This is a genomic window from Vibrio sp. 1167 (assembly GCF_033340375.1).
GTDB lineage: Bacteria > Pseudomonadota > Gammaproteobacteria > Enterobacterales > Vibrionaceae > Vibrio > Vibrio alginolyticus.
Genome location: NZ_JAWOWK010000003.1, coordinates 25,059 through 43,336, shown reverse-complemented (window position 1 = coordinate 43,336; position 18,278 = coordinate 25,059). Strand labels below are relative to the sequence as shown.

At 44.8% G+C, this 18,278-nt stretch carries 14 protein-coding genes; 10 read left to right on the top strand and 4 right to left on the bottom strand.

Going from position 1 to position 18,278, the window contains the following annotated elements; genetic code table 11:
• Window positions 1-12: 12 nt before the first annotated feature.
• Together R7Z78_RS06950 and R7Z78_RS06945 are read left to right on the top strand one after the other, a co-directional pair.
• Window positions 13-2,073: a sensor histidine kinase gene (locus R7Z78_RS06950; RefSeq protein WP_104976316.1), complete on the top strand. Its 2,061-nt coding sequence runs from the start codon at window positions 13-15 to the stop codon at window positions 2,071-2,073.
• A 147-nt stretch (window positions 2,074-2,220) separates the two neighbouring features.
• Window positions 2,221-3,612: a glycoside hydrolase family 1 protein gene (locus R7Z78_RS06945; protein ID WP_053307124.1), complete on the top strand. Its 1,392-nt coding sequence runs from the start codon at window positions 2,221-2,223 to the stop codon at window positions 3,610-3,612.
• 84 nt (window positions 3,613-3,696) lie between these two features.
• On the opposite strand, the gene R7Z78_RS06940 is transcribed toward R7Z78_RS06945, so the two are convergent.
• Window positions 3,697-5,733, bottom strand: a complete 2,037-nt coding sequence (locus R7Z78_RS06940; protein ID WP_104976317.1) for a PhoX family protein — start codon at window positions 5,731-5,733, stop codon at window positions 3,697-3,699.
• A 267-nt stretch (window positions 5,734-6,000) separates the two neighbouring features.
• Between R7Z78_RS06940 and R7Z78_RS06935 the strand changes: the two genes are divergently transcribed.
• Both R7Z78_RS06935 and R7Z78_RS06930 read left to right on the top strand, forming a co-directional pair.
• A complete protein-coding gene (locus tag R7Z78_RS06935; protein WP_005374208.1) occupies window positions 6,001-6,339 on the top strand; it encodes a YggL family protein in 339 nt (112 codons plus the stop codon).
• Window positions 6,340-7,670: 1,331 nt separating this feature from the next.
• Complete coding sequence (locus R7Z78_RS06930; protein WP_005384184.1) at window positions 7,671-8,570, top strand: LysR family transcriptional regulator; 900 nt, start codon at window positions 7,671-7,673, stop codon at window positions 8,568-8,570.
• Here the strand turns inward: R7Z78_RS06930 and R7Z78_RS06925 are convergent.
• Both R7Z78_RS06925 and R7Z78_RS06920 read right to left on the bottom strand, forming a co-directional pair.
• Window positions 8,538-8,882, bottom strand: coding sequence for a DUF5329 family protein (locus R7Z78_RS06925; RefSeq protein WP_033906240.1), 345 nt, complete (start codon window positions 8,880-8,882; stop codon window positions 8,538-8,540). The genes R7Z78_RS06930 and R7Z78_RS06925 overlap by 33 nt on opposite strands.
• Window positions 8,883-8,977: 95 nt before the next feature.
• Window positions 8,978-9,991, bottom strand: coding sequence for an MBL fold metallo-hydrolase (locus R7Z78_RS06920; protein WP_104976318.1), 1,014 nt, complete (start codon window positions 9,989-9,991; stop codon window positions 8,978-8,980).
• 155 nt (window positions 9,992-10,146) lie between these two features.
• Between R7Z78_RS06920 and R7Z78_RS06915 the strand changes: the two genes are divergently transcribed.
• The 3 genes from R7Z78_RS06915 (at window position 10,147) to R7Z78_RS06905 (ending at window position 12,500) form a co-directional block, all read left to right on the top strand.
• A complete protein-coding gene (locus R7Z78_RS06915) occupies window positions 10,147-10,761 on the top strand; it encodes a TetR/AcrR family transcriptional regulator (RefSeq protein ID WP_104976319.1) in 615 nt (204 codons plus the stop codon).
• A gap of 339 nt (window positions 10,762-11,100) precedes the next feature.
• Window positions 11,101-12,006: a 30S ribosomal protein S6--L-glutamate ligase gene (gene rimK, locus R7Z78_RS06910; RefSeq protein ID WP_005374224.1), complete on the top strand. Its 906-nt coding sequence runs from the start codon at window positions 11,101-11,103 to the stop codon at window positions 12,004-12,006.
• Window positions 12,007-12,071: 65 nt separating this feature from the next.
• On the top strand, window positions 12,072-12,500 hold the full coding sequence (locus tag R7Z78_RS06905) for an ATP-dependent zinc protease (protein ID WP_005384193.1): 429 nt from the start codon (window positions 12,072-12,074) through the stop codon (window positions 12,498-12,500).
• A gap of 66 nt (window positions 12,501-12,566) precedes the next feature.
• Here the strand turns inward: R7Z78_RS06905 and R7Z78_RS06900 are convergent, their stop codons facing one another.
• A complete protein-coding gene (locus R7Z78_RS06900; RefSeq protein ID WP_064354549.1) occupies window positions 12,567-13,292 on the bottom strand; it encodes an MBL fold metallo-hydrolase in 726 nt (241 codons plus the stop codon).
• A 323-nt stretch (window positions 13,293-13,615) separates the two neighbouring features.
• Here R7Z78_RS06900 and speA point away from each other — a divergent pair, with 323 nt between their 5' ends.
• The 3 genes from speA (at window position 13,616) to emrD (ending at window position 18,064) form a co-directional block, all read left to right on the top strand.
• Complete coding sequence (gene speA / locus R7Z78_RS06895) at window positions 13,616-15,526, top strand: arginine decarboxylase (RefSeq protein ID WP_033906546.1); 1,911 nt, start codon at window positions 13,616-13,618, stop codon at window positions 15,524-15,526.
• Window position 15,527: 1 nt separating this feature from the next.
• Window positions 15,528-16,448 (top strand): agmatinase, encoded by a 921-nt coding sequence (gene speB, locus R7Z78_RS06890; RefSeq protein WP_005374233.1) that lies wholly within the window; start codon window positions 15,528-15,530, stop codon window positions 16,446-16,448.
• Window positions 16,449-16,858: 410 nt separating this feature from the next.
• Window positions 16,859-18,064 carry a multidrug efflux MFS transporter EmrD gene (gene emrD, locus R7Z78_RS06885; RefSeq protein WP_005374234.1) on the top strand — a complete coding sequence of 402 codons (1,206 nt, stop codon included), beginning with the start codon at window positions 16,859-16,861 and terminating at the stop codon, window positions 18,062-18,064.
• Window positions 18,065-18,278 lie beyond the last annotated feature (214 nt).

Genomic DNA, 18,278 nt, shown 5'->3' with positions numbered 1-18,278 from the left:
AATGGAGTCGGTATGCAGCGCAAAAGGAATGGCAAAACATGGCTTGTGGTCGCAATTGCGGCAGTGCTGATGTTGTCTTGCTATAGCGCCAGCAGAGAGGTTGCCCGTCAGTGGTTGAGTGTACAAACTCAAACCGAAGCTCAACAAAAACTACTCGACTATATTGGTGAAGTTCGCCGTGCACTCAAACGCTTCTACCACTTACCTTACCTCGTAACCAATAACCCAGAAACCATCGCGTTTGTGAAAGGGAATCTGACTTATTACGAGCCATTGCAAACCCAACTGACTCAGCTAGATAAAGCCGCCAATACCGAAGGTTGGCTAATCCTGTCTAACTCTGGCGAAGTATTGGTCTCAAGTTTGATCGAAGAGCGCTTTAGCCTGTCTGACCGAAAAGCCATTGTGGAACAAATTCACAATCAAGGCGGTGGTGTTTCCTTGGTGAACAAAACCAAAGGTTCGAGTCCGTTGTATTACCTTGCAGCCCCTATCTACGACGGTCTGGATATCGCAGGCATTGTGGTGGTGCAGATCAACCTCAGCTTGTTGACCGAACAGACCATTACTAGCCAAGACATCATTACGTTGCAAAATCGCCAGCAACGCTTTTTCCTATCAAGCAGCTCGCTTTATAACGCAGACTGGTTTAACGAACCGAGCAACACCGTTCAGTTAGAAACGCAGCGCTTATACGACAACACCAATATCAGTGTGTGGACGCTCAATCAGCAACGCTATTTTGCGCACACCGTAAAATTGGATGATTTGAATTGGTACGTAAGCTACCTCACCCCTTCTAAGCCGATTCAGCAAACCATCAACGTAATTGGTTGGAGCGTAGCAGCGCTACTCTTATTGGTTATATTACTCGTCATCATTGGTCTACAACGTCGCCAAAAGCACATCAATCAACAACGAATTCAAGCTCTGTTGGAAGAGTCCCAACGCCGCTTGAAACAGATGATCAATAAGACCCACGTAGGTTTGTTATTGATTGATGAACAAGGGCAACTATTCGATCTCAACCCAATGGCGAAGCGTTTGTTCTGTTTACCAGAAAGCGTCAATCGACATGCTTTTGCTTGGGAGTTATTCGATGCAGGCAATCCCAATTCCACCACACTCAAGTTGCTTAAGGATTTACCTAAACATAAAGAGCTCGCAGAGATCAGTACGGTCGAAACCATTGCCAGACGAAGTGACGGTAGCGTCTTCCCTGTCTTGTTCTCACTGACCAGTTTCCCTTGGCATGGCGAGCAGTATTTCCTTGCGACGATCATCGACATCAGCAAGCGGAAAAAAGCCGAGCAATCACTGCAACAGGTCAACCAAGAGCTGGCGCAGCGAGTAGAAGAGCGAACTCAAGCGCTAAAAGAAGCGCAAAGCCAGTTAATTGAATCGAGCAAAATGGCCGCTTTGGGTCGCATGTCGAGCGCGATTACTCATGAGCTCAATCAGCCACTGACGGGCTTGCGCACCCTGCTAACCACGAACGAGCTACTAGCAGAACGCGGTGAAACCGAGATGATGAAAGCTAACAACGTATTGGTCCAGAAGCTAATTGATCGCATGGCAAGCATGACCAGCCAGCTAAAGACGTTTGCCTATAACAAACCAGAAAGCTTGCAGGCAATTTCTCTTACCTCCGCACTCGAAGAGACCTTACGCGTTTATCAATCCCAATTAGACAAGGTGGATGTGCGTGTTCGAGTTCCTCATGACTTACCTAACATCATGGGTGAAGAACAACGACTGCTTCAGGTGCTCGGTAATCTTGTCTCGAATGCGCTAGACGCAATGAACAACACCACCAACCCGCAGCTCAACTTGATCGTCAACCCAACTGGCAATCGGGTCGAACTGATCGTCAGTGATAATGGCTGCGGCGTGTCGGATGAGATGCTTGAATCCATGTTCGAACCCTTCCAAACCTCAAAGAAAATTGGTGAAGGATTGGGGCTGGGTTTAGCGATTACGGCCAACAATATGCGTGATATGAACGGACAAATTACTGTGCATAAGAATGAACAAAATGGGCTGACTTTCACTTTATTGTTCAAATCAGCCTAAGGTGATATTGATTACAAAATCATCATTAGAACTAGGCATCCCCGCTGTTTGAGAAAAACACGATCTCGATACAAGAATCCCTCCTTGACCTACACTATTCTCAAGCAAATAAGACGAATAACTTCCGAACGATAAAGAGTGAGAAACATGATTAAGTTTCCTGAACATTTTCTTTGGGGTGGTGCCATTGCTGCAAACCAAGTAGAAGGGGCGTACAACCTTGGGGGTAAAGGGTTATCGACATCAGACATGCTGCCAAACGGTATTTTGAGTCCGCATCAAACCCGTGAAGAGCGTACACCGGGTATCAAAGACGTGGCGATCGACTTCTACAATCGCTACCCAGAAGACATCGCGCTGTTCAAAGAGATGGGCTTTAACTGTCTGCGCCTATCTTTAGCTTGGAGCCGCATCTTCCCGAACGGGGACGAGTTAGAACCGAACGAAGAAGGTTTGGCGTTCTACGATAAAATTTTTGACGAACTTGCCGAGCACAACATCCAACCTTTCGTGACCTTATCTCACTACGAAATGCCTTACGCACTGGTTGAAAACTATGGCGGTTGGGGCGATCGTCGCGTCATCGAATTCTTCGAACGTTATGCTCGCACAGTGCTGGAACGCTACAAAGACAAAGTGAAGCTGTGGTTAACGTTCAACGAAATCAACATGTCTCTACACGCACCATTTACTGGTGTTGGTTTGCAAGAAGACGCCAATGAACAAGAGATTTACCAAGCGATTCACCACCAGCTAGTCGCAAACGCAAAAGCGGTAAAACTGTGTCAGCAAATCGTACCAAACGGCAAGATTGGTAACATGCTGCTTGGCGCAATCAACTACCCATACACCTGTAATCCTGATGACGTGCTGGCAGCAAGGCATGAAAACAACAAGTGGTTGTTCTTCGGTGATGTGCAAACACGTGGTCAGTACCCTGGCTACATGAAGCGTTACTTCCGTGAAAACGGCATCGAAATTCAGATGGAAGCAGGCGACTTAGAAGAAATTGCATCGGCAAGTGTCGATTTCATCTCATTCAGCTACTACGCAAGTGGCTGTGCAAGTGCAGACCCGAAACAGAAGGAAGTGGGTAACATTGTCGATAGCGTACCAAACCCATATCTTGAGAAGAGCCAATGGGGCTGGTTGATCGATCCAAAAGGCCTGCGCATTCTGCTGAACTTCCTTCACGATCGCTACCAAAAACCACTGTTTGTCGTAGAAAACGGCTTAGGTGCACGTGATGAAATCGATGAAAACGGTGAGATTCAAGATGATTACCGCATCGCTTACTTGAACGACCACCTTGTGCAAGCACACGAAGCGATTCTGGATGGCGTTGAGTTGATGGGCTTTACCAGCTGGGGGCCAATCGATTTGGTCGCGAACTCAACCGCTGAGATGAGCAAACGTTACGGCTTTATCTATGTCGATCGTCATGATGATGGGCAAGGAACGCTAGAACGTAAACGTAAGAAAAGCTTTTTCTGGTATCAAGACGTGATTCGTACTTCAGGCGGTTCATTGAAAAGCTAAGCCTGTTGTCTAGGTACAAAGTGCAACTAGGCATTCGCCTAAACCATCAAGCCCTGCAATTGCAGGGCTTGAATTTTAAGGTGTTTAAACTGCAATCTCTCCACCGTCTTCACGGCGAATAACCACTGTCGCCGCTCGTGGGCGCACAGAAACACCAGCAGGCGTTTCTTCGGCTGCATCTTCACTGTATGGCCAGTTGCCTGGGTGCTGAATATTCACAAACAATGATTTGTAATCAGGGCTGATGGTAAAGCCTGTTACTTCACAACCATTTGGTCCGACAAAGAAGCGTTTCAATTCAGCTTGATTATCCGCACCAATCACAGCTTGATCACCATTCTCATCTGTTAGCTTAGATGGAACAACAGCCAACATTTGATCATTGGTGTAAGACGTGACTTCATCTGCGCCGTTATCAGTCTGAATCCACAAAATACCACGGCCATCAAACGCTAATCCGTCTGGGCTCGCAAACTGGTTTAGCTCATTCAAGCCAGAACGGTTGGTATCTGCATCACCATTTGCTGGCGAACCGAAGACAAAGATATCCCAAGTAAAGTCAGTTGCTGAAGCACCTTCATCCCAACGAATAACATGACCAAACTTGTTATTCAAACGTGGATTCGCAGGGTTGGTTTCATCTGTACGGCGCGTATTGTTCGTCAATGTTAAATATACTGAACCCGTGAATGGATCAACCGTACACCACTCAGGTCGATCCATTGGTGTTGCCCCAACTAAATCCGCCGCGCCAGCAGTATTGATGATAATTTCAGCCAGTGAGTTAAAGTGATCCGCTAACGTACCACCAGCGGTTGTTACGCTATCAAGCGTTAATGGTAACCAAGTACCTGTGCTGTCTTCATTGAAGCGCGCCACATACAGTGTGCCTTCGTCCATGTACTTGTCACCCATCGCCAAGCGGTTATCAGGGTTAGCATCTGCTGGATCCCACGCTGCCGCAGATTCAAATTTGTATAGGTATTCAAAGCGAGAATCGTGACCAGAATAAAATACCACTGGTTTGCCTTCTTCAAGCTTACCGAAAGTACAACCCTCGTGACGGAAACGACCTAGCGCAGTACGTTTCTTCGCACGTGAGTTTTGCGTGTAAGGGTCAATCTCGACAATGTAACCGTGACCATTGGCTTCATTACGGTAATCATCCATCGCACTTGCTCCTGTTGGAGCCACATTAAAGCGAGAGAACTCATCAAGACGCTCTTCTGCATTACCTGCTAATGTCTCCCACAAGTAGCGTGTGCTTTGGTCATCAACACCAATGCGATCTTGCTCTTCTGTACGAGTCCCGGCGTTAACAAAGTAACCAGGCCAGTTCTCTTCACACGTTAAGTAAGTGCCCCACGGCGTGTAGCCGTTGCCACAGTTGTTTAACGTACCACGCGCTTGGCTGCCATCTGGTGAGAAACGAGTGACAGTTAAAGATGTGTGGGCTACCGGGCCAGACAAATCCATGACTGTCGCACCAGTATAACGACGGTTTAGTGGGTCGGTATCAACCAACTTCCACATGTTATCTTCCAGTTGAATGCGAACCACTGATACACCGTGCGCGTTAATCTCTTTGCGCACTTCATCTACAATGGTACGTACGCCATTTTCAACCGTCGGACCGTTTGGATGCAGTGCTGATGTGTCGATGTACTCGTGGTTAATACATAGCAAGCCATCTGTAGTGCTATCGTTCAATGGGAAAAAATGCATACCGTCATGGTGCATGCCTAGCGCATTTAACTGATCGGTACTGGTGTTGGTACCATCATTTTGCCATGCGCTGCCTTGTGCATTAAGTGGTGTTCCCCAAGGTACTAGTACTTGTGCGGTGTAGCCTTGTGGAATTGAAACTGCGTCAGTGAGTGAGCCTGGGATAGATTCAAAGTTAAGAACGGCTTTAGATGCGCCCGAACCACTGCTTACTGTACTCCCTGAGTCAGACGAGTTACAACCAGCCAATCCGAAAGCACCAAACGCTGTCATCGCACTGATACCTAAACCACCTTTCAGAATGCTGCGTCGAGATAGGCTCGCTTCTAATACATCTTCAAATGGTTTGTTTTCACTTTGGTTATAACGCGTCGCGTCAAAGGTTTCCTTGCTCATTTTTACTTTCCCGATCTTATAGTTTAATTAATAAATAAGTGATTAGTTGAACGGCAAGAAGTTTGGATAAGAAAAATGACAAAAGTGCTTAAAACATATGAAACTTGTGTTTCAACAATACTGCAAACCAAACCAACACAGCTAACGAAGCAATTAAATTCTGGTCACATAACAACCAACTGTATCGCTTCATTCTGATTTTACTTGGGCTAAAGTGTGATAGAAGGTATAAGGTATACGAAATCAAATCATCTACGAGAGATAATCATGAAATTAGACAAGATCGATAACAAGAGCCGTCGTATCCGTAAAAAGCTGTTCTTAGGTGAGTTCGCAATCCTAGGTTTCGAGATCAGCTGTGAAACAGACATTAACGACTTCGACCGTTACGATGCATTCGTTGATGACTTTATCGACTACATTGACGAGCTTGGTCTTTGCTTCGGTGGCGGTGGTCTAGAACTGTTTGAAGGCTTCCTGTGTTCTACTGACCGTTACGGCAGTGCGACTGAAGAACAGAAAGCTCAAGTTATCAAATGGTTAGAAGCACGTCCAGAAGTGAAAAGCGCGCAAGCGGGCGAACTAGTTGACGCCAACTACCTGTAACTAAAGGGCAACCTGTAATACGCAGAGCTCAGTAAATGGTAGAGAAAGCTGGTCTTAAGACTGGCTTTTTTATTTTTGGAAGAATGCGATATTAAAAATAGGGCGCTTGGGAAGTTGCGCGGAGTGATTGTGGCGTTTTTGAGCTGGCAATCAACGGGAAACTGCGTTCCACAGCCAGCTCGTGCCGTTAGGTATAATTAACTATGATTTTTTAGCTGGGGCGTCTTTCGTGTCTTTCCAGTATTGAATACGCACACGATGTAGCTGAGCTCTTCTAGTCTTTTTCATAGTAAAGTCCCTCATCTTATATAAGTAACGCTCCTCATGGAGCTTATTGTCTAAGGTCGTATCCCCTTCAATCTATAAGGGAATCAATCATTTAACCGTGACCAATTTCACAACATAATGATAATTACCGATTTCTTGCAGCCTGTTTTTACTGGCAAACGGCATATTATCTATCTGACACGGTTAACTTACTCACCAGATATGACAGAAAAATGGCAATCAAGTTCCCTACTTATACTGTCATTGAATCTTAATAAGGATTAACAAGGTGGGCATTTCAGATTTACCATACTGTTTATAAAAACCGCAAGAATTTTTATTTCTTTTCAAACAAATCTCTACTCAAGATCAATTCACTTTCATCTTTATCGTCTCCCTTTTAACGCATTGTGATCCAGTTCAATCCACAGAACTCGGAACAAAAAGCGCACATTAATACATTCACCACCAAACTTGTGCGAGATCTCTTACAAGAGTTGTAAGCAAATAGATTAATCACCTCTAAGAGCAATGCCAGAAAAAACACTAAATATATGATTTAAAAGTAATATTTAAATTCACTTAAAATAATAAGTAAAAATAATTTAGAAAAGTTAATTGAGTCAAATCAGCAAAACATCAATACTCAATTTGTCGACAGGATGTTGGCGGGAACAGGAAAAAAGCCTAAAGGATTGGGTATCTTCAGGATGAAGATTTGATAGCTTAGGATGAGTTGTCAGCAAGGATGTAGTTAAGCTCTAGGATAGAGTTCGCCCGTCAGGATGATAGGCAAGAATGGACACCGCTAGGAAGGCGATGAACAAGGAACTCGGTTAAAGGACTTAGCCACAATCAAGGATAGATGCAGGGAGCACCTATTAGTAGCTGGATTGCTGCGAAAAAGAATAAGCCCCGTCTGGGAAACCAGGCGGGGTTTTATTTTGTCTGTAATGTATTGATAAAGATTCATCTTTATCGTTTAAGTCTTCTCTGTTTTCATAAAACACCGTGCTATCATTTTCTTTACGTCTCCCAACAAAGCTCTCAGAAAATCACACACTATGCTTAATCCTGTTTGGTTACATACATTTAAGACATTGATTGAAGTCGGTCATTTTACGCAAACGGCAGAAAAACTTTTTATGACTCAGCCTGGCGTCAGCCAACACATCAAAAAATTAGAGCAAAGTTGTCAGCATGCCTTGATCAAGCGCGAAAACAAAAGCTTCGAATTAACCGAGCAAGGCAGGATTGTCTACGCATATGCGCTCGAGTTAGAAGATAGAGAGAAGAAGCTGCTCGAAGAGCTCAGTTTTGATGATGCGTTTTCAGGCCACTGTAAACTGGCTTGTTCTGGTGCAATGGCGTTAATGTTGTATGGGCCCATTTTGGAGAAGCAAAAACAGCACCCGAGCTTATCGTTACATTTAGAAGCCGCGCCAAATCAATCTATTCTCAACGCCATAACGCAAGGGCACATCGATATTGGTATCGTGACTGATGTTCCCAACAAAGGTCTGTTTCACAGTGAGCGAATTGGTAAAGAGAGGTTGTGCTTGGTTCTGCCAAAGCATTATCAAAATAAGCAGATAACGCCACAACTCTTGCATGACTGTGGTGTCATTAGCCACCCTGATGCCGAGCATTACATGACGCTGTTTTTTGACCAATGTGAAGAACCACAGCTCCAAGAAATTAAGATGAGCGATTTACCATTATCCGGCTACGTAAATCAATTGAGCCAAATTTTGCTACCTGTCAGTAAAGGACTTGGCTTCACCGTGCTGCCTCAAAGTGCGGTCGACAATTTTCCGCTAAAAGACACGTTACACATTGCTCAATTGAAAAACACTGTATGTGAAGAGCTATTTCTAGTTCGTAAGCGCAGTCGTGCTCTACCTCTGCGCTATCAGACCATCAAAGAAGTGTTATTGGATGTGATCGGTGGCGCGCATCAATGATGTTAGCCACTCTTCGCTGGTAATGCGTTCCTCTTGGCAATCCACCCAATATGGTTTGCCAGATAACCAGCTCTTTGACGCGACCTCTTTTATAAACACATCCACGGAATCAACGTCATCTTTGGCGTAATCCCATTTATTGCGCATGTGTTCTGCCGCTTCTTGATTAGTGTACGCCTTGCCGTTGCGGATAAAGGTGCAAGAGGATTGCTCAACTCGTTTTATCAACGTCGAGATATCTTGCTCTACCCCTGCTAGTGCAAAGGTAGGCAGAATGCTTAATGTAAGTAACAACGTCCATTTTGCTTTCATCGCATCTTTATCCTTATCCCTGACCACGTAACTACTAATAGTAACTACTGATAAGTGACTTAACTATTCTGGTGTTTGGCTGTTTAGTTCAGCAATTATTGCCACCATGCCTGAGCAGGCTGAGGCTCCGCAATCGCCAAGCGTTGACCAATCTCAGGGCTAACTAACGTTACACCGCGCTCTTCACTGATGTCTAACGCGCGTTGCATCGGTTCATTCCAATCGTGCATCGATAAATCAAACGTGCTGTTATGGATCGGCATCATAACTTTGCCCTGCACATCGATGTGTGCTTGAACGCTTTGCTCTGGGAACATGTGAATGTCTGACCAGAGTTCATTGTACGCACCTGTTTCAATCATGGTGAAGTCAAATGGACCGTACTTTTCGCCAATCTCTTTAAAGCCATTGAAGTAACCAGAGTCACCACTGAAGAACACTTTGTGTTGTTGTGCATTGATAACCCAACTGCCCCACAGCGTCGTATCGCGGTCTGTCAAACCTCGACCAGAGAAATGCTGAGTCGGAGTTAGTGTATATTCAATGCCGTCAACAGAGTGTGACTCCCACCAGTCTAGTTCGATCACTTTTTCTTTGGGTACACCCCAATTCACCAGCAATTGGCCAACTTTTAACGGCACCAAGAAAGTGCCCACTTTGTCGCCTAGCACTTTAATAGAAGCTTTATCTAGGTGATCGTAATGGTCATGACTGATCACCACCACATCGATAGTTGGCAAATCTTCTATCGTGATGGGGGTTTTGTGAAAACGTTTTGGTCCAACCCATTTCACAGGAGACGCGCGATCACTGAATACAGGGTCGGTCATCACCAGTTTTCCATCGAGCTTCATTAATACGCTTGAGTGACCCAGACGATAGATGACATCATCTTGCTCTTCTAACAACTGCTGCGCTGTGATCGCATGCACTGGAATTTCAATCGTTGGTGTTGGGTTAAGGCGCTCAGTCGTAAAATACGCTTTCATGATTTCGAACATGTCGCCCAAACCGCTTTTGTATTCCAACTCTGTATTTGCAAATTTGTCCGGGTATGTTGGCGCTTTTTCAGTATCAACATTAGAACAAGAAATCATGGATGTACCCATCGCGAACGCTCCTACTGTGGCTAGCAAAGTTTTTTTCATAAAAAGTTAACCCGAACAAAAGTAAACTACACGGTGCAGTTTACATTCTAATTATCAAAAGTAAACTACTTAGTGTAAAATAGATCAAGAAATGATCTTCTTAAATTAGCAAGCTTATGAATGTAAAAAGAAAAAGTCGTAGCGAAACCAAAAGAGAAGCCATCTTATGCGCGGCAAGGCAAGCGTTCCAAGAGTTTGGGGTGCAAAACACCAGCATGGATAAGCTCTCTGCAATCGCACAAGTCTCTAAGCGCACGGTCTACAACCATTTCCCTTCTAAAGAAGCGATCGTGACAGAGTTACTAACCGAACTATGGCGTTCTTCAATGATGGATAGCGACATTGAACGTTTACCAACACTCCCGCTAAAAGATCAATTGATTGAATTACTCTACAGCGAGATCATTGTGGTGACGGAACCAAACTATATTGAGCTGGCAAAAGTGGCATTTGGGCACTTCTTATTTAAGCCGGAAGATCTCAAAGAACAAGCAGAACAAATGTCGAAACAGGAAACCGCCCTGTATCGTTGGCTTACTGAGAAATCGAACAGTAACGCTTTGCAAATTGATGATGTACATATAGCAAGCACTCAATTGCACAACTTACTTAAAGGCAGTGCATTCTGGCCGCAGTTAATGGGAATTCGCCCCTCTTTGTCGAATGAAGAATCTAGGCTGTTAGCGACCCAAACGGCGGAACTTTTTTTAAGTCACTATCAAAACAGCTAAAAACAGCTAAAAACAGCGGTCAAATTGGCCGCTTTTTTAAGCGATAATTCGTGACAAAGCGATGAAATTTTTACTCAATTTTATTTTTCTCACCCTTGACAGTCTCATACCGCAAGGCGTGAGCGTTCGATAAAATATTTTTGTCGTGTCGACGATGCTTTTTCGTTTTCATCTCACAAAAAAACGCCCTAAGGTGCGCACCTCTGACGACGTGGTTGTTCAACCACAATTCTAAATCGTTGAAGTAAGTAGGTTATGTCATAACATGATCACCTGCCTACTGCATTCTATGCTCTATACTTATATTTTAATTTGGTACTGACTTACTAAGGAATTGCCATGCGTATTGCTATTCTCTCTCGTAATGAGAATTTATATTCAACCATGCGCCTAAAACAGGCGGGTGAAGAACGTGGGCATCAAATCGATGTGATCGACACGCTTCACTGTTATATGGACATTACGAGCAACAACCCTAAGATCCGCTACAAGGGTGAAGAATTACCGCAATACGATGCTGTTATTCCGCGTATTGGGGCATCTATTACGTTTTACGGCACTGCTGTTGTACGTCAGTTTGAAATGATGGGTACATTTTGTGTCAACGAATCTGTCGCGATCAGCCGCTCTCGTGACAAGTTGCGCTCATTACAACTGCTATCACGTAAAGGCATCGGTTTGCCACGCACTGGCTTTGCTCACCATCCTGACAATATTCAGGACGTGATCAAAAACGTTGGTGGCGCACCTTTAGTGATTAAATTGCTAGAAGGCACTCAAGGCATTGGTGTTGTACTTGCTGAAACAAATAAAGCGGCAGAAAGCGTGATTGAAGCTTTCATGGGTTTGAAAGCTAACATCATGGTGCAAGAATTTATCGAAGAAGCAAAAGGCGCGGACATCCGTTGTTTTGTTGTCGGAAATAAGGTGATTGCCGCAATGAAGCGCCAAGCAAAAGAAGGCGAGTTCCGTTCCAACCTTCACCGTGGTGGCTCTGCACAACTCGTGCGTTTGAGCAAAGAAGAGCGTGCGACCGCTGTAAATGCAGCGAAAGTGATGGGCTTGAACCTTTGTGGTGTGGATATCCTTCAATCTAAAAATGGCCCAGTGGTAATGGAAGTGAACTCTTCCCCTGGTCTAGAAGGCATCGAACTAGCAACGGGTAAAAACATTGCAGGTATGATCTTCGATTTTATCGAGAAAAACGCTAAGCCAAATTCAAACCGTACTCGCGGTAAAGGTTGATTTTTGTTTAACGCACAAGAGAGCCAAAAACCGGCTCTCTTGTTACTCGTCGCTAGGATGACACTATGAATCAGAAAATGATCATTGGGAATGCCGAAGCTATTTGCTTGCCAGAGTTAGGGATTACTCACCTTGAAGCGCGTATTGATACAGGCGCTCAAACCTCTTCATTACATGTAGACAATATTGATTGCTTTGAAAAAGATGGTCAGTCTTATGTTGCATTCGATCTACACCCAGATGTATACCATTTAGAACAAGTGGTTCGCTGCACAGCGAAACTAAAAGCAAACCGTAAGGTTAAATCTTCTAACGGTACTTTTGAGCACCGCTGCGTGATCACAACGATGCTGCGTATGGGCGACCAACAATGGCCAATCGACATTACGTTGACTAACCGTGAAAAAATGACTTACATGATGTTGTTAGGTCGTCAAGGCATGGCAGACAAAGTGCTCGTTGATCCTAGCCAATCTCACTTATTGGCATCTTAACCCCGTAGCTTCAGATGAGTGATCGAACGTTTTTGTTGAGCATCACTCGTCTGGCTTTATCTTCGCCTACTTCCTACGAAATAACGCAAACAACAATCCCTTCGCTTTAACTTTTGTCACTCGCCAGTGCGTCATTGGCTTAGTCGGCGCTGTATTCAAAATGTGCTGATACGCTTTTTCATCCAAAGTCACCTCTCCCCCATGTGCCAGAAGCAAACATTGCGGATTCATCTCAAACACACGCTTTAATGATTGCCGATATTGATTCGGATGAAATATGGGAAACGGCGCAATCAGATGCTTTTTCACCTGCACCATTAAATCCGCCACATACAGCACATCTTGTTCAGAATGATAAACCGACAGATCTCGATCAGTATGCCCTAGCGTTTCTAGCACCTGCCAATCATCAAATCCAGGAATAAACTCTCCATCAATAAGTTCAATATCTGGCTTTAACTTGCGGGAATACCACAGGTTTTGCTTTGGTTTACGCATCCGATTCGCCATCCAGCGTGCTAACATTAAATCGGTCAAATGCATTAGCCAACCGTCTACACCGCTATACCACTGGCTCTCTCGCTTTGCGGCCAATAGCTTACATCCTGTTAAATCACGTAGTTTGTGCGCACCACCAGCATGGTCTGGATGCATGTGGGTCACAACAACCAACTTTAGGTCAGAAAAAGGACGATGGAGTTGATGTTCAATAAAGTCTTTAAGATGAGGAATGTCTGCTCGACTGGCACCATCAAGCAACAATAATTTATCGGGATATTCGGCGAGATACATGGTCTGAATGTACCCCTGAATTCTGTGCAGCTGCAAAATATGTCCTTATTTTAGTGAGATGCTTCATGACCGAACCCTTACTGGTCAGACCAACTATAACAGCAGAATGGACGCTTCGGTAAACAAATATTCACACGTAGCGACGACAACAAATCATAATCGAGATGATAGATTTTAATCATTAGACTCAAAGGCACTTTTATCCGTTAATGCGCGCACACGGAGTTCGTGTCAGGGTATGAGGTAAATGCCTCATGATTTGCTTTTTTGTACTTTTCCTTCTAATTAATTAAGGAGTTAAGTACATTTTTGTGAGAATCGAGTTGGAAAAAGCAACTAAATTAGACCGCATCCGCGCGGACTACAACGTTCACTACTGGAGCCAAGGTTTCTACGGCATTGATGACCAAGGCGAAGTATATGTATCACCACGTAGTGATCGTGCACATCAAATCCCTTTCAGCGCTATTGTAAATGAGCTAGAAGCGAAGCAGTTAAATCTGCCTGTATTAGTACGCTTCCCGCAAATCGTGCACCAACGTGTGCATGGTATTTGCCACGCATTCAACCAAGCAATTGAAGAATACCAATATCCAAACAAATACTTGTTGGTGTACCCAATTAAAGTAAACCAACAACGTGAAGTGGTGGATGAAATTCTAGCGAGCCAAGCTCAACTAGAAACCAAGCAGCTTGGTCTTGAAGCGGGTAGCAAGCCAGAATTGTTGGCGGTACTTGCATTGGCTCAACAAGGTAGCTCCGTGATCGTGTGTAATGGCTACAAAGACCGTGAGTATGTGCGTCTTGCACTGATCGGTGAAAAGCTGGGTCACAAGGTATTCATCGTACTAGAGAAGCTTTCTGAGCTGGATCTGGTACTAGAAGAAGCGAAAAGTTTGGGCGTAAAACCGCGCCTTGGTTTACGCATTCGCCTCGCCTCTCAAGGCGCAGGGAAATGGCAAGCAAGTGGCGGTGAAAAATCGAAGTTTGGTTTATCAGCATCGCAAGTGCTTAGCGTTATTGAACGTCTTAAACGCGAAGGCAACCTAGACGCGATGCAACTGGTTCACTTCCACCTTGGTTCACAGATGGCAAACATCCGTGATGTACGCAATGGTGTGAACGAGTCTGCACGTTTCTACTGCGAACTACGCGCACTCGGTGCAAACATCGAGTACTTCGATGTGGGCGGCGGCTTGGCAGTGGATTATGACGGCACACGCAGCCAATCATCGAATTCGATGAACTACGGCCTTGCAGAATACGCACGTAATATCGTCAACACAGTGGGCGATGTGTGTCTGCAATACGAACAACCAATGCCAGTGATCATTTCGGAATCGGGTCGCTCGCTAACAGCGCACCACGCTGTGTTGATTTCTAACGTAATTGGTACCGAGTCGTACCTACCGGAAGAAGTACATGAGCTTGATGATGACGCTCCGCTTTTGCTACAAAACATGTGGCGAAACTGGGAAAACTTACAAGATGGTACAGACGCTCGTGCGTTAATTGAGATTTACAATGATACCCAAAGTGATTTGGCAGAAGTGCACTCTCAATTTGCTACAGGCGTGCTTAACTTGGAACAACGTGCGTGGGCAGAACAATTGTCACTGCGCATTTACTTCGAATTAAGCCGCAAGATGAGCACTAAGAATCGCTTCCACCGTCCGATTCTGGACGAGTTGAGCGAACGTCTTGCGGATAAGTTCTTCGTGAACTTCTCTCTCTTCCAATCTCTACCAGATGCTTGGGGTATTGATCAGGTGTTCCCTGTTCTGCCACTTTCTGGTCTGGGCGAGGCGGAAGAGCGTCGTGCAGTGATGTTGGACATCACATGTGACTCTGATGGCGCGATCGATCACTACGTTGATGGTCAAGGCATCGAGAGCACGCTACCTGTACCAGCTTGGAGCAAAGACAAACCGTACTTAATGGGCTTTTTCCTAGTAGGCGCATACCAAGAAATCCTTGGTGACATGCACAACCTATTTGGTGATACCCACAGTGCTGTAGTCAATGTTGATGAACACGGTCAATTTGAGATCAGTTACATCAACGAAGGTGATAGTGTAGAAGACATGATGCGCTACGTTCATATCGACGTGGATGCGATTCGTGACAATTATAAACAATTGGTTTCACAGCGAGTTGAAGCCAATGAACAAGCACAAATCCTAGCAGAACTAGAACAAGGTCTAGCAGGATACACCTATTTAGAGGACTTCTGATATGAATGATTTGTTTACTAAAACTGATTATTCGCTTTACTCCAACTCTATGTCGTTTTTACGTCTGCCGTACATTCGTAACCCGGTATCGGCAGACGCAGACGTTGTGGTGTTGGGAGTCCCTCTGGACATGGCAACATCTGGTCGTCCAGGTGCGCGTATGGGTCCAGATGCAATTCGCCGTGCCTCAGTCAACTTGGCATGGGAAGGTAAGAAGTTCCCTTGGAGCTTCAACGTATTGGATAAACTGAAAGTGATCGACGCAGGTGATCTCGTGTTCGATTGCGGTGATGCGGAAGATTTTACTTACCGCCTTGAAGCGGCAACCAGTGAAATTCTAAAAAGTGGTAAAACCATGTTGGGATTGGGCGGTGACCACTTCATCACGCTACCTATCCTACGTGCCTATGCGAAGCATCATGGCCAAATGGCTTTGATTCACTTTGATGCTCATACGGACACCTATGCAAATGGCAGTTCATACGACCACGGTACGATGTTCTACCATGCGCCGAAAGAAGGTTTGATCTCAGCGAAGAACTCAATACAAATCGGCATTCGTACGGAGTACAAACAGCAAGATCACGGCTTCAATGTGATTAATGCGATGCAAGCGAATGACATGTCGGTGAACGAGATCCTAGAAGAAATTCGTCGCACCGTCGCAGACAAGCCAGTATATGTCACTTTTGACATCGACTGCTTAGACCCGGCCTTCGCACCGGGAACTGGTACACCAGTTTGTGGTGGCTTGAACTCAGACAAAGCGCTGAAAATTATTCGTGGTTTAGCCGGCATGAATATCGTGGGTATGGATGTTGTCGAAGTATCGCCTCCATACGACCACAGTGATGTTACCGCACTAGCGGGAGCAACCATCGCACTAGAAATGCTTTACGCATACGCATCTGAGCGCGAATAGACATAATCATTTCTAAGGGAGCTTCGGCTCCCTTTTCTTTCTGATGCTTTCCTCTACCTTTTATTCACTCGTTTCATCTTGAACTCACCTCAACCGATCAGACGCTTTATTTTTGCACTTTAACCATTAAAACCAGTTACCTATAAGGCTCATTCTATTCACGAAAAGTAAAAAATTTAACGTAATTAGACAAAGAAATGCACCGCTTTTTGAAAACAAAATCGGATTAGTTTTTCTAATTGAAATCATAGATTTTTATCTTGCTCAACTTCACACTTTTCGATTGCTAATTATACAAGCAAGCACTATTATCTCGCGCAAATACCCCCCGCAACACAAGAATTCAGTTGGCACTCTGTAAAAGAGTGCTAAGGGTTTTTACGTCTTAAATTTTTTGGAGAGATACGCAAATGTCTGCTTCGTTTCCATTAGCGAAACTTACCTTTTTAATCGCTATATTGACTGCCGTGGGTCAAATGACCCAGACAATGTACGTGCCTTCAATCGGTCATATGGCGGGCGAGTTTTTGGTATCTGCGTCATCACTTCAAGCTGTGATGGCTTGTTACCTAATCCCATATGGCTTGTCGCAATTTGCGTATGGCACACTATCGGACCGCTTGGGACGCAAACCGATCATCATCGTCGGGCTGCTTATCTACATCGCGGGTACACTGGTGGCATTATTTGCACATCAATTTGAATGGTTCTTGATTGGTAGCTTTATCCAAGGCTTAGGTATTGGCTGCGGCGGTGCGATGTCACGCACTCTGACTCGCGATTGCTTTGAAGGCTCTGATCTACACAGAGCAAACAGCTTAATTAGCATGTGTGTGATTTTCTCACCATTAATGGCACCAGTATTAGGCGGTTACCTAACAGAAGCTTTCGGATGGCGGTCGAGCTACTTGTTCTTAGCGCTATTTGCTATCGCGGTTGTGATCACCATGATGACAAGCATGATGGAAACGCTACCAAAAGAGAAACGCAAATTCGAACCAGTAGCCAAAAGCTACAAACACGTTTTGTCTGACCGTCGCTTTCAAGGCTTTTTGATTTGCCTGGTTGCAACATTCGCTGGTGTGGGTGTATTCGAAGCGGCGGCTGGGGTGTTGTTAGGTGGGGTATTAGAATTACCTGCAACAACGGTAAGTTTGCTGTTTATATTGCCGATCCCAGGTTACTTGGTGGGTGCGGGCTTATCTAGCTACATCGCAAGACGTCGCTCTGAGCGTCGTGCTCTAAATGTAGGCTTGGTCTCTATTTTTGTAGGCTCTGCTATTGTGCTCATCCCAGGCTTGTTTGGTTTAACCACGGCATTAACGCTAGTTGGAGGCGCAACCGTGTACTTTTTGGGTGCGGGCATTCTCTTCCCAGCAGCAACAACTGGAGCGATTGCGCCATTCCCATACCATGCAGGAACAGCAGGCGCGACATTGGGTGGCATGCAAAACTTGGGGGCAGGTGTCGCAACTTTGCTCGCGTCACTATTTCCAGCGCATAACCAGATGCCTTTGGGCATTTTGATGATGGCAATGTCGGTAATTGCAATGCTTGGGTTAATGTGGGTGAATCGAGCACACAATCACTCAAACGAAGTACCGCAAGTTATCTGATCATTATCAGCTTACTTTCAAAATCCAAAAGGGACACACTCAACAAGTGTGTCCCTTTTTTCATATCACACTATATCGATTTCCCGATGAGAATGATTTAACTTTCGAATTGATATTTGTTAAAAATAACAGCTGCTTACACAATGTGTTTTCAGCTTCCTTCAAATTGAGTAGCCAACTCGAAAATATTGAGGATTCTCACTTTTTCGGCATA

Coding starts and splice junctions, on each gene's coding strand:
- R7Z78_RS06920 (WP_104976318.1), bottom strand. CDS start 9,991: ATGGGTACATCCATGATTTCTTGTTCTAATGTTGATACTGAAAAAGCG.
- rimK (WP_005374224.1), top strand. CDS start 11,101: ATGCGTATTGCTATTCTCTCTCGTAATGAGAATTTATATTCAACCATG.
- R7Z78_RS06935 (WP_005374208.1), top strand. CDS start 6,001: ATGAAATTAGACAAGATCGATAACAAGAGCCGTCGTATCCGTAAAAAG.
- R7Z78_RS06945 (WP_053307124.1), top strand. CDS start 2,221: ATGATTAAGTTTCCTGAACATTTTCTTTGGGGTGGTGCCATTGCTGCA.
- R7Z78_RS06930 (WP_005384184.1), top strand. CDS start 7,671: ATGCTTAATCCTGTTTGGTTACATACATTTAAGACATTGATTGAAGTC.
- emrD (WP_005374234.1), top strand. CDS start 16,859: ATGTCTGCTTCGTTTCCATTAGCGAAACTTACCTTTTTAATCGCTATA.
- R7Z78_RS06900 (WP_064354549.1), bottom strand. CDS start 13,292: ATGTATCTCGCCGAATATCCCGATAAATTATTGTTGCTTGATGGTGCC.
- R7Z78_RS06925 (WP_033906240.1), bottom strand. CDS start 8,882: ATGAAAGCAAAATGGACGTTGTTACTTACATTAAGCATTCTGCCTACC.
- R7Z78_RS06940 (WP_104976317.1), bottom strand. CDS start 5,733: ATGAGCAAGGAAACCTTTGACGCGACGCGTTATAACCAAAGTGAAAAC.
- R7Z78_RS06905 (WP_005384193.1), top strand. CDS start 12,072: ATGAATCAGAAAATGATCATTGGGAATGCCGAAGCTATTTGCTTGCCA.
- R7Z78_RS06950 (WP_104976316.1), top strand. CDS start 13: ATGCAGCGCAAAAGGAATGGCAAAACATGGCTTGTGGTCGCAATTGCG.
- R7Z78_RS06915 (WP_104976319.1), top strand. CDS start 10,147: ATGAATGTAAAAAGAAAAAGTCGTAGCGAAACCAAAAGAGAAGCCATC.
- speB (WP_005374233.1), top strand. CDS start 15,528: ATGAATGATTTGTTTACTAAAACTGATTATTCGCTTTACTCCAACTCT.